Annotated in this window: 9 protein-coding genes; 6 read left to right on the top strand and 3 right to left on the bottom strand. The window is 63.4% G+C overall.

The features are described from left to right. Positions 1-220: 220 nt before the first annotated feature. Positions 221-1,030 carry a Coq4 family protein gene (locus Q0071_RS12115; protein ID WP_298169438.1) on the bottom strand — a complete coding sequence of 270 codons (810 nt, stop codon included), beginning with the start codon at positions 1,028-1,030 and terminating at the stop codon, positions 221-223. A 203-nt stretch (positions 1,031-1,233) separates the two neighbouring features. Between Q0071_RS12115 and Q0071_RS12120 the strand changes: the two genes are divergently transcribed. Both Q0071_RS12120 and Q0071_RS12125 read left to right on the top strand, forming a co-directional pair. Then, positions 1,234-1,794: a TetR/AcrR family transcriptional regulator gene (locus Q0071_RS12120; RefSeq protein ID WP_298169440.1), complete on the top strand. Its 561-nt coding sequence runs from the start codon at positions 1,234-1,236 to the stop codon at positions 1,792-1,794. Positions 1,795-2,025: 231 nt separating this feature from the next. After that, complete coding sequence (locus Q0071_RS12125; RefSeq protein WP_298169442.1) at positions 2,026-2,970, top strand: FkbM family methyltransferase; 945 nt, start codon at positions 2,026-2,028, stop codon at positions 2,968-2,970. 53 nt (positions 2,971-3,023) lie between these two features. Here Q0071_RS12125 and Q0071_RS12130 read toward each other — a convergent pair whose 3' ends face one another. Together Q0071_RS12130 and Q0071_RS12135 are read right to left on the bottom strand one after the other, a co-directional pair. Then, positions 3,024-4,772: an amidohydrolase gene (locus tag Q0071_RS12130; protein ID WP_298169445.1), complete on the bottom strand. Its 1,749-nt coding sequence runs from the start codon at positions 4,770-4,772 to the stop codon at positions 3,024-3,026. 146 nt (positions 4,773-4,918) lie between these two features. Continuing rightward, positions 4,919-7,873 carry a TonB-dependent receptor gene (locus Q0071_RS12135; RefSeq protein ID WP_298169448.1) on the bottom strand — a complete coding sequence of 985 codons (2,955 nt, stop codon included), beginning with the start codon at positions 7,871-7,873 and terminating at the stop codon, positions 4,919-4,921. A gap of 260 nt (positions 7,874-8,133) precedes the next feature. On the opposite strand from Q0071_RS12135, the gene ribB reads away from it, so the two are divergent. The 4 genes from ribB to Q0071_RS12155 form a co-directional block, all read left to right on the top strand. Next, positions 8,134-9,402 carry a 3,4-dihydroxy-2-butanone-4-phosphate synthase gene (gene ribB / locus Q0071_RS12140; protein WP_298169451.1) on the top strand — a complete coding sequence of 423 codons (1,269 nt, stop codon included), beginning with the start codon at positions 8,134-8,136 and terminating at the stop codon, positions 9,400-9,402. A 6-nt stretch (positions 9,403-9,408) separates the two neighbouring features. Continuing rightward, on the top strand, positions 9,409-9,828 hold the full coding sequence (gene ribH, locus Q0071_RS12145; protein WP_298169454.1) for a 6,7-dimethyl-8-ribityllumazine synthase: 420 nt from the start codon (positions 9,409-9,411) through the stop codon (positions 9,826-9,828). Between the two features lie 218 nt (positions 9,829-10,046). Then, complete coding sequence (locus Q0071_RS12150; protein WP_298169457.1) at positions 10,047-11,786, top strand: HAMP domain-containing methyl-accepting chemotaxis protein; 1,740 nt, start codon at positions 10,047-10,049, stop codon at positions 11,784-11,786. Positions 11,787-11,997: 211 nt separating this feature from the next. After that, on the top strand, positions 11,998-12,185 hold a 188-nt coding region (locus Q0071_RS12155), incomplete at its 3' end, for a S1 RNA-binding domain-containing protein (protein WP_298169460.1).

Genomic DNA, 12,185 nt, shown 5'->3' on the forward strand with positions numbered 1-12,185 from the left:
AGCCACCAGACACAATTTGGCGGACAACCATCGATCCCCGATTTTCCTACCGGGGGACATGGCGTCCGTCTATGTTGGCGACCGGTGGAAGAAGAAGCAAAACCGCATCTCCCTGCCGGAGGCCGGTCAGATACGGACGAGCTTGTGAGTCGTCAAACGGTTTTTGCATTTTTTTTGAAACTATCTGGATATCGCCCAAACCTTGGCCTCCACCTTGGCCTCAGGCCGCAGCCCCGCCCGCCATCAGCGTATAGGGATCGATGTTCCGCGAACGCCAGATCTGGTGGCACCGGTTGTAGAGCACGGTATCCCCGATCCCGAGGCGCTGGCGCACTTCGGACACGCGCAAGGGGAGGAGTTCAAGCACGGATTCCTCGATCAAGTGCTTGCAATTGCGGCCGAGCCGCTGCCCTTCATGGATCGCACGCAGCACTGGCGCGCCCCAGCCGCCGCCGGTCAGGATGGTCAGCCCGACCGGATAGGCGATGAACAGATTGCCCAGCGAAGGCTCCTGCCCATAGGTAAACGCCAGCACGCAGGCCTCGCCCAGCGCATCGCGTCCATAGCCTGTCAGCACGTGCAGCAGATCGTGCGTGTCGCGCGTGCGGTCCTGGGTCCATTCGGCCAGGTCATCGTGGCGAAGGCCCGGCTCGGCGAATTTCTCGTATTCCTCGACCAGCCCTTGGGCCGAAAGGTTCTCGCGCTCCATGAAATCGCAATAAGCATGGGCGAGCGAGCCGAGCGGCATGCGCCGCAACCGTTCGTGATCATCGAGGATTGCGGGCAACCAGGGCTCTTCGGCGCGGATGCGGCGCAGGCGCTCATCAGTGGCAAAGCGCTCGGCGCAATCACGCAGCCCCGTCCAAGGCAAAGCATCGAACACGCGGAAGACGGCAGCGGTATCGTCCTTGTCCCGCGCGACATCGGCAAAGTGGCGCAGCGCGGCAATCGGGCGCTGGCGCGGCGCCGGCCGAGCGGGGCTGTAGACTGGCAGATCGGGGCGCAGGCCAATATAGTCCGCAGGGATCATCGCTTCGTCCTTCCTTGGCGGAGAGTCCGGCTGCCGTGAGGCGGCGGATACTCCCGGGCTTGCTCGTCGGTCTGCGCTCATTATGATGGATTGCTCGCAAAACTGGACTCGCATTTTCCATGCCCGCACCCTCCCCTTCCCCCGCCCGGCAAACCGCCCCGAATCCGCGCAAACGCCCCAAGCAGGCGCGCGCGCAAAATACCGTGGCGGTCATCCTAGAAGCGGCTGCTCGCATTCTCGAGGAACAGGGACTCGAAGCCGCCAACACCAACGCAATCGCCGCGCTCGCCGGCATCAGCGTGGGCTCACTCTATCAGTATTTCGGCAGCAAGGACGCCATCCTTGCCGAACTTGCGCGCAGCACAGAACTTGCCACGGCAGACGAACTGGAACAGGCGAGCGCCGGCATGGCCGGCCTGGCTTTCGAAGAGCAGGCGCGCACGCTGATCCACCTCGCGTTCGGGATCATCTATGCCCGGCCGCAGCTGGGGCGGATTCTTTCGTATCATGAGGCGCGTATGCGCAAGGATGAAGCGTTCGTTTCCGCCGGAGAACGCATGGCCGAGACGATCACCCGCCTGCTCGAGCATAACCGCGCCGATCATGCCCGCTGCGATTGCGTGACTGCGGCGCGGGATGTCCTCGGAATTGTGGAGGGCATGGCGCTTTCAGCCAACCGGCGCGGCGAAGCGGACATTGCTCTGCTGGAACAACGGGTGGCGACCGCCGTACTCGGCTATCTGACCCATCCCGGCCCGGCCTGAACGCCCGCAACAGCCAGCCCCGGGAGCCGACCTTGTGCGCTCCTTGGCATGGGCCGCCGCCGGCCATTGCCGATGCGGAAGGAATTGCTTCGAAAACCGCTGCATCTCTCCTGCCGGTTTCTTGTTTGCATAGTTTGTTAACCTTAAGGGTTCAGGAATGTGGCTCAGTCTTGCCCGGGCAAGACCAAACTTCTTGAGATCGTGGAGAACAGTGTGGGTCTGGGCGAATCCTTGAAAGGCATCATTCGCAAGAGCGATACCTTGAATATAGTCGCGACCCAGCTCTACACTTCCGTCGTTCAGCCTTACAAAATCGTCAACAAGGCCAAGTCCAAGGGCCTCAAGGTTGAGTATGGCGATCAGAGCATTGATGTCTTCAATGTGCATAGTCGCATACGCATTTCCAAGGGCCATGCTATCTATCTGCAGGATGTGATTGGAAACTTTGATTATTTCTCTGAAGCCGTCGAAGCGTGCGAAGCCGGCCTGATCGATTATTCCAAGCCCAATCTGCACCAGGTCAAAGGGTTTGATCTCCACCCGATCCGCTTCCCTTCGCTGGCGGAGCCGACCGCCACGACCGAGCAGTATCTGGGCTTTGCCAATCTATCGGAGGGTTCGGTTGCGTTGGACCTCGGCGCCTATTCAGGCCTCACTTCGATCATGTTCCGCGAACTGTGCGGGACCAACGGACGCGTGATCGCCGTCGATGCCGATGACGGCAATATCGCCGCCATCCGCGAAAACTTCGAGATGTATCGGGAGCGGACCGGCCGCAAGATCGAGTTGCTTGAAGGCGCGGTTTGGACCCACGGCAACGGGATCAGCTTCTCCAGCGAAGGCAACATGGGTTCGTCTGCCGTCGAGATTGTCGGCAACCGCGTCGGCGCGGCCAACCTTGTCCCCTCGTTCACGCTGTCGGACATTGCCGATCGGTTCAGCCTTGATCGCATCGACTTTATCAAGTGCGACATCGAAGGCGGCGAAGGCGTGATCTTCACCGACGGCGCCTTTTTCGTGCGCTTCAAACCGCGGATCATCGTGGAGGTGCACCCTGTCGGCGGCAAGATGACCACCGATGCCGTGCAACGCGCCCTCTCGCCGCATGGCTACCGTTTCCGCCTGATCGAACAGGCGGGAGACAGCCTGCCGCTGATGGAATGCTGGACGGACTAACCGCTGATCGGTGATGCGCAGGTTCGGGACCCCCTAAATCCGCCCCTTGGGCGTTATCGCAGGCGCGAGCGCTGATAGGCGATCTTGCCGTCCATGATCGTCATGTCGACGTTCAACGCGCCGATCCTCGCCTTCGGGATCGTCAGCGGATCGGCATCCACCACCACGAAATCGGCCAGCTTGCCCACTTCGATGGATCCCATGTCCTTTTCGAGGAAGTTCGCCTCCGCGCTCCAGATCGTGAACATACGGATCGCGTCCATCACGGGAATCGCTTCGCCCGGCTGGACGATCGTCCCGTACTTGCTGTCGCGGTTCACCGCCCGTGCGATCGAGAAGAACGGGTTGGTGGCGAAGTTCTGCGTCCCGATCGTATCGACCCCGCCCGCCGGATGCATGCCCTTCGCGATCAGCATCTTCAGCGGAAAGAACGCGACATCAGGCTCGGCGGCATTGGTCGCATCGAGCCGCCAGAGAAACGCGACCTGCATCGAGGGGATCACGTGGTCCGCCACCATGCGTTGCAGCCGCCGCTCGGTGCGCTGCGGATCGAGGCTGAGGAAGTGCGCGAAATGCTCGATCCGCAGGCGCGCATCGGCACGCGGCCAGCGCGCCTGCGCCGCTTCATAGGCATCAAGCACCATGTCCTGCGACCGGTCGCCATTGGCGTGAATCTGCACTTGCCAGCCGCGCCGATAGGCATCGCCGACCAGCGTATTGAGCTCGTCCTGCCCATAGGTCACACCTCCCACATTGTCCGGCTTCCACGTGGTGGCCGAACCCTTCCAGTGCGGCCGGTAGACCGCCGAGGTCGTGCCCCAGACGCCGTCCTGAATGAACTTGATCGCTCCAACCTTGAGCCATTCGGTGCCCCCGCCCGGCGTGTAGCCCATCGCCTCGATCCGCCCGACCGGATCGGGCACCTTCGAGGAAGCGACCGTGATCCCGGCGTGCATCAGCGGCCCGATCAGGAAGTTCATGCGCACACGCGTCGGCAGGCGCCCTTCAGCCCTTAGCTCGGCCATCGCGGTATAGCTCGGGATGTCCGACATGTCCGAGACCATCGTCACGCCGCGCTTCAGGTAGAAGTCATCGAGGATGGCGCGGACTGCCTCCTTGCGTTCGGGCGCAGTGAAGGCGGGGATCATGTCCTTCGGCCAGGGCACCTCGGCATCGCGGATGATCGCGATCTCGCCATCCGCCGTCCGCTCGAAGCGCGCGGCAGAGCCGGCCGGGGGATCGGGGAAGCTGCGATCCAGCCCCATGATCTGGGCAGCCTTGTGGTTGATCAGGTGATCATGTGCGCTCCAGCGCAGGTCCACCGGATGTTCCGGGAAGGCGGCATCGAGCGCCTGACGCGTGGGCATCGGCTGGTTGTAGGTGCCGTTGCCGATCAGCCAGGCCCCCGGCGGCAGATGGGCTGCCTTCTCCTTCAGCCGTGCGATCACCGCCGCACCGTCCTTAAGCGGCGGCACCTGGATATCGACGGTATGTGCTTCCACTTCCGCCATGCCGCCAACATGCGAATGGGCATCGATGAAGCCGGGCAGCATCGTGCGCCCCTTGAGGTCGATCACGCGCGTCCCGCGCCCGCGATAGCGACGAACATCGCCGACCGCGACAATGCGGCTGCCCCGCACCGCCACCGCGCGGACCACGCGGCTCCGGCTGTCCACCGTCACGATCTTGCCGTTGAGGATCACCAGATCGGCCGGAATGACGCCCTTGGCTTCGACCTTGCCTGAAAGCACCAGCACCAGCGCCAGCGCCGCACCCATACCCCACATCCGTTCGGTCCGCATCCTGCCGTTCCCCCTCGCAGTATCCCGTTCCGCTGCAGTGTGGCGCGCGCAGCGGGCAAAAAGCAAGGCGCCGGAGGTTACCCCCCGGCGCCCGCCTCAGACCGGCTGGCACCTTTGCAGGCGCCGGGCCGGTTCCCCCCGAACGATCAGAACTTGAAGCCGGCGGCGATGCCGTAGCGGCGCGGTTCCAACGTAAAGACGTTGGTGAAGTTACCCGAGGACTGGTCGGTCACGTAGAGACCGGTCACCGAGTTGTCGTTGGTGATGTTCTGGATAAAGCCGCGGATGAACCACTTCTTGTCCGGACCATCGAGCTGGAGCTGGGCATTCAGCTGGGTGAACGACGGAACCTTGTCGACCACCCCGTTGAAGATCGTGCCATCCGAATTGCCGGTGAAGTTGAGGTCGAAACGCGGCGTCAGCGTCAGGTTGCCGATCGGCGCAGCATACTGCACGCCGGCCGAGAACTTCACGTTCGGCGCGCCGGGCAGCTTGTTGCCACGGATATTGGTGGCGATACCCGACGAGTAGACCGTCACGCCGCCGATGCCGGGCGCATTGCCAAGCGTCGGAGCGAGCGCGCTGAGCACGGCGCAGATCGAGTAGGCACCGGTCGATGCAATGCCGCCGCCAGCCGGGAACGCCGTCGTGCCCTGAAGACCGGCACCACCAGCAACGCCGGGGATCGCCCCGCTGTTGATCAGCGTGTTGGCCGTGTTCACGAAAGCATTCACGCCTGCGACGTTGCCCGAGTTCGAACCGACAGCGCAGTTCGCGGTGTTGGTGATGTCCTTGATGATCACCGCATCCTTGCGGCCATTGCCGAAGTCACGCGGGTTCGAGAGGAACTTGTCTTCCGACACCTTGGTGTTGAGGTAGCTGAAGTTCATGTTGATCGTCAGCTGGCGGACCGGGCGGATGATCGCTTCGGCTTCCACACCCCAGATGTTGGCGCTCACGTTGTCGTTGACCGAGGTACGGGCGACGATGCGCGTGAGCTGCAGACCCTTGTACTGGTAGTAGAACCCGGTGAGGTTTAGCTGCAGCGCGCCGTTGGCGAAGGTGTTCTTCGAACCGATTTCGAACGAGTTCACGAATTCAGGCGTGAAGCTTTCCGGAACCGCGAAGATCGGCGACAGCGGCGGGTTGATACCACCCGACTTGTAGCCGCGCGAATACGAGGCATAGACCAGGTTGTCCGGCGAGATCTGGAAGTCGAGCACCGCGCGGCCGGTGAATTCGCCGAACTTCACGTTGCGCACCTGGAACGGCTGGTTGCCGGCGATGGCCGAGTCCGCATCGTAGCTGGCGGCGAGGAACGGCGAATCATAGGCATTGGCAATGCCCACCGGCGCGAGGAAGTTGAACAGAGTCGTGCGCGCCTTCACCGACTTCTTGTCGTTGTTGTAGCGCAGACCGAGGGTCAGCTTCACCTTGTCGTTGAACTTCCAATAAGCTTCACCGAAGATGCCATAGGTCGTCAGCCTGTAATCAGGCGTGTTGTTCCGATAGGTCGGCGTGGCGAGGTAGGCCGGCGGCGCACCGGCGCCAAGCGCCGAGAACGCGCCCACCACGCCAGCGAAGTAGTCAAGCCCGAATGAGTTCACATAGTAGCTGTTCTCGGTCAGGGTGTACTTTCCGTAGATGCCGCCGAGCAGGAAGTTGAACGGACCGTCGAACTTCGAGTTCAGAACCGCTTCCGCCGTCCAGCTCTTGTTGTTCTGGACCGAACGGTCGAAGTCGAGCGGGGTCGAGGCGCAGACGCTGTGTCCGCCGAAGACGCCGGTGCCGGTCGGCTCGCCAATCGAGGTGCAGAGTGCTCCACCCGGGCCTTGCGGGATCAGCGCATTGGCAATCGGGCCAAGGTAGCTCTTGAGGCCAGGCCCGAGCAGGCCTGCACCTGCCGCAGCAAGGGCGCTGAGGCCCGGCGTGAAGCCCGAACGATCGGCAACGGCGTTGTTGTAGTCCTGCTGCGAATCGACCTTGACGTTCTGGTAGTTGCCTTCAACGCGCAGGCTGAACTTCTCACCAATGTCCTGCTTGAGGACGCCCTGGAGGATGGTTTCCTCGGTGAAGTAGCTGGGCTTGAAATCGGTGTTGACGACGCGCGGATCAGCCGGGTTCACCTCGTTGCGATAGACCTGCGGGCCATAGATGCTGCCCAGCGCGAAGGCGGTCGGCAGGCCGCGGATCGCGAAGAATTCCCTCGAGGTCAGCACGTTGGCGAGCAGCGCATTGCCGTTGGTGGTGCTGGTGCCGCGCGTGGTGTTGAGGCAGCCCAGGATACCGGTCGGATCCTCCTGGCAGTACTGCTTCTGGATGCGCATGCGGCTGTCCTTCTCGCGGAAGTACTGGCCCATGAGGTCGATCGTGGTCGAAGAGGACGGCTGCCATGTCAGCGAGCCGCGGAACCCGTAGATATCGCGATCATCGATCTTGGAGTTGTCGAAGAGGTTCTTGGTGTAGCCGTCGCGCTTCAGGTAGAAGCCGGCTGCGCGCACCGCGAGCGTCTCGCTCAGCGGCACGTTGATCATGCCGCGCACGCGGATCGAGTTGTAGTTGCCGTATTCCGCATCGCCCGAGGCGCTGAAGCCGTTGAGGTCAGGCTTGGCAGTGCGGAAATTGACCACGCCCGAGGTCGCGTTGCGGCCGAACAGGGTGCCCTGCGGACCACGCAGAACTTCGACCTGCTGCAGATCGTAGAATTCGCCTTCGAACAGGCGGGTCGCGAAAAGCGGCGCATCGTTGATGTGAATCGCGGTCGCGCTGTCGCAGGTCACGCCGGTGCAAAGGTCACCGATGCCGCGGATCGTGAAGCTCGACGTGGTGAAGTTTGTCTTGGTGAAGGTGATATTGGGCAGCGAAAGTTGCAGATCGAGCGGGTTGCGGATCTGCTGCCTGTCGAGGTTTTCCTTGGTGAACGCGCTGATCGCGATCGGCACCGTCTGCAGGCGCTGCGACTGGCGCTGTGCGGTAACGATGATTTCCTGAACACCCGGGCCGGTATCGCCGCTGGCTGCGCTCTGCGCGTTCTGCGCGAACGACGGCGTTGCTACGGCTGCTGCGCACACACCTGCGAGCAGGGTAAGTTTGCCCCTCATATCAATATCCTCTCTCTTCAGCGGGCGCCCATCATTTTTGAGGGTCGACCTTCTGCCTACAGAACATAGCGGAACACTGGCGTTGTCAACCGCTCAATTAAATTTTGCCCATTCCGTAGCGGCAGGCTGCACCAAGGTGTGACCTGACAGCAACCCTCTGCCGGCGGAAATGGTTGGAATCGCGAATCAACTTCGCAAAATCGCATCGTGATGTGATGCGCCTTCTTGCATATCACATTGTGATGTGAGATATGCGCTGCATGTCCAGCGAACTCATCGACCGCATCCGCCACCTCGTCATCGAGGGCGGAATGTCCCGCTCCGGCCTCGCCCGCGCGGCGGGGCTCCATGCCAACACCCTGCGCGATGCGGGCCTGCCCGGCTGGAATCCCACCGCCGATACGCTCGCCAAGCTCGAACGCGTCTTGAGCGAGAGCGACGACACCCCCGCGCTCGTGCCCATCGAGGAAATCATCGACGAGGCGCGCAACGGGCGCATGTTCATTCTGGTGGACGACGAGGACCGCGAAAACGAGGGCGATCTCGTGATCCCGGCGCAGATGGCGACACCTGACGCGATCAACTTCATGGCTACGCACGGCCGTGGCCTGATCTGCCTCACCCTCACCCGCACCCGCACCGAACAGCTCGGCCTCGAACTGATGAGCCGCAACAACGGCACGCGCCACGAAACCGCCTTCACCGTCTCGGTCGAGGCGCGCGAGGGCGTGACGACCGGCATTTCTGCGGCCGACCGCGCCCGCACCGTGGCGGTTGCCATCGATGCCTCCAAGACGAAGGACGATATCGTCACCCCCGGCCACGTCTTCCCGCTGATCGCCCGCGATGGCGGCGTGCTGGTGCGCGCCGGCCATACTGAAGCGGCGGTCGATATCTCGCGCCTTGCCGGGCTCAATCCTTCGGGCGTGATCTGCGAGATCATGAAAGACGATGGCACGATGGCGCGGATGGACGATCTCGTCCCCTTCGCGCGGCGCCACGGCCTCAAGATGGGCACGATCCGCGATCTCATCGAGTATCGCCGCCGCCATGACCATCTCGTCGAATGCGTCGATCAGCAGCCGTTCCATTCGGACTACGGCGGCGACTGGACGATCCGCACCTATCGCAACAAGATCGACGGCGTCGTCCACCTCGTGCTGCAGAAGGGCGCCGTCCGCGCCGATGTGCCGACACTCGTGCGCATGCACGGCATTTCGATCCTCTCCGACGTGCTCGGCCAGCCAGGGCCCCGCAAGCGCAGCCTGCAGCGCGCGATGAGCGAGATCGGCAAGGCCGGCGCGGGCGTGATCGTGCTGCTCATGCCCGGCGGCAGCGAGCATCTCCAGGCCGAGATCGCGGGCCGCACCGGCGATATGGACTTGCGCAGCTACGGCATCGGCGCGCAGATCCTCGCGGATCTCGGCATCCACGACATGATCCTGCTGACCAATTCGCATCGCAACATCGTCGCCATCGAAGGCTATGGCCTCAACATCGTCGGCGAACAGCCGATCACCGCGGAGTAAGCGCGCATGGCAAAGTTCCTTATCGTCGAAGCCCGCTTCTACGATCACCTCAACGACATGCTGGTGGCAGGCGCGCGTGCTGCGCTCGAGGCTGAAGGCCACAAGGTCGAGGTGATCACCGTCCCCGGCGCGCTGGAAATCCCCGGCGCGATCGTGTTGGCAGATACGTCCGGTCAATATGACGGCTTTGTCGCGATCGGCGTGGTGATCCGGGGCGAAACCTATCACTTCGAAATCGTCGCGGGCGAAAGTGCGCGCGGCGTGATGGCGCTGACGATGGACGGCCTTGCGGTGGGCAACGGCATTCTCACCGTCGAAAACGAAGCGCAGGCACTCGTCCGCGCCGATCCGGCGCAGAAGGACAAGGGCGGTGAAGCGGCCAAGGCAGCCCTTGCCCTCCTTGCCCTGCGGACAAAATTCGCCTGATCAAGGGGCGCAGGCGATCCGGCGATTCTTGCCGGATCGTGAATCCTGCCTCTTTGGGCAGGATGCGGCCCTGCAATCGTTAACATCACGCTTTGCGAGGCTAGGCAAAGTACCTTCGAATCCGTGCAAGCCTTTGGTTTGCCTGACGGCGTTATGTCCTCCCCACACTGCCCGGAAAAACGTCGCCCGGCAGCAAAATGCAGGGGAGTATCGTAGTCATGTCCATCCGAATCCAGAGTCGCCGCAGCGGCTTGGCACTGGCCGGAACAGTGACTGTGCTACTCCTGCTGATCGGCCTTGCGGTGCAGCACATCCGGGTCGGCGGCACGGTGCAGAACCGCATCGACAGCGTGACCGGCTTCACAGCCGAATTCCTGCCTCCGCCGCTCTACATCGTCGAACCAGCGCTCAAGGCGCGGCAGGCAATCGATGATCCGGCACACCTCGCGCAGAACCGCGCCGACCTTGCCGAGCTCGAAAAGCAGTACCGCGCCAGCCTTGCGCACTGGACGGCAGACGATGTCGATCCGGCGCTGGCAGGTGAGCTGCGCACGTCAGTGGCACAGGAAGCGGATGCGTTCTGGCAGGAAGTGAACACCGTGCTGCTGCCTGCACTCGGGCGTAGCGATGCGGCGGAGGCAGAGGCCAGCAAGCAGCGGCTCGATGCGATCTTCGCGCGCGAACGCAGCGCGATCCTGCTCCTCACCGAGCACGCGATGGCTGCACGCAATGCGCTCGTATCGACCAGCACGACGACCGTCTCTGCCTTGCTCGTGGTGATGGCGCTGGCCGGCGCCGGCACGGTCGCGCTCATTTTCACCGCTATCCGCCTGCTCAGCCGCCACGTCCTCGATCCGCTTTCGGAAACAGCAGAGGTCATGTCCGCGATGGCCGCCGGCGATCTCGAAACAGGCCGGCGCACTGATCACCGCGCCGACGAGATCGGCGATATGACCCGCGCAATCGAAGTGTTCCGCCGTGCCGCCAGCGCGCAGCGCGAGGATGCCGAGAAGCAGGCCATCGTCGTCACGCGCATGGGAACAGCACTCGACCAGCTCGCCGAAGGCAATCTCGTCCACCGCATCGAGCCCCCCTTCCCCGCCGAGTACGAAGAACTACGCGGTGCCTACAACGCTGCTGCCGAACGGCTCGACAGCGTGCTGGCCCGCGTCGGCGGTACGGCCAGCAGCGTCAGCACCGGTGCCGCAGAAATCCGCAGCGCTTCCAGCGATCTGGCCAACCGCAACCAGAACCAGGCCGCCAGCGTGGAGGAATCGAGCGCGGCGATGCAGCAAGTGGCCACCCTCGTTTCCGCGACCGCCGAACGCACCCGCGAGGTCGAGTCCGAGATCGGCATGACCACGCAGGATGCCGAGGCCGGCGGCATGCTCGTCAGCGAGGCGATGGCGGCGATGAGCGCCATCGAACGCTCGTCACAGGAAATCGGACGGATCGTCAATCTCATCGATTCGATCGCTTTCCAGACCAATCTGCTCGCTCTAAACGCCGGGGTCGAAGCCGCGCGCGCCGGGGATGCCGGCAAGGGTTTCGCCGTCGTTGCCACCGAAGTGCGCGCGCTTGCCCAGCGCAGCGCCGATGCCGCGAGCGAAATCCGCGCGCTCATCGCCACCAGCTCGCGCGAGGTTGCCGGCGGCGTCTCGCTCGTTGGCCGCACCGGCGAAGCACTCAATGCCATGGTCGGGCGCGTCGGGCACCTCGCCCGGCTGATGGGCGAGATTGCGCTCGCCACGCAGGACCAGTCCACCAGTCTCGATCAGGTCAGCGCGACCGTCTCGGGCATGGACACGATGACCCAGCGCAACGCCGCCATGGTCGAGCAGACCGCCGCCGCCGCCCGCTCACTGGCGGACGAAGCGGGCGAGCTGGCTACGGCGGTTTCCCGGTTCCGGACGTCCGCCCGCACCGCCGCCGCGCGGCCCCGTGCCATAGCAGCCTGAAAGGGCGCAGTTCAGCTTGCTTTTTCCCCGTTCCTGACATAGGGGCCGCACGTCCGTACCGGGGCATCGCTCCGGTGTGGATATCTGCCATGGCATTCGGCCCGGCAGATGGTTCGGCCCCTTGCCCCGGGTCCGCATGGTGCGGAAGCTCGGTGAAAGACCGGCGGAGACAACCGCCTGGCCGGAAACAGCGATAACAGGACTACCAGCAATGGCATCTCATCCCACGCGCGACGATTTCGCCGCGATGCTCGACGAAACCCTCGGCGGCGCCGCAAACGGCGGCTTTGAAGGCCGGGTCGTCAAGGGCACCGTCACCGCCATCGAAAACGACAAGGCCGTCATCGACGTCGGCCTCAAGAGCGAAGGCCGCGTGCCGCTTCGCGAATTCGCGATGCC

This window comes from Novosphingobium sp. (assembly GCF_027486195.1).
In the GTDB taxonomy this organism is placed as follows: Bacteria; Pseudomonadota; Alphaproteobacteria; order Sphingomonadales; family Sphingomonadaceae; genus Novosphingobium.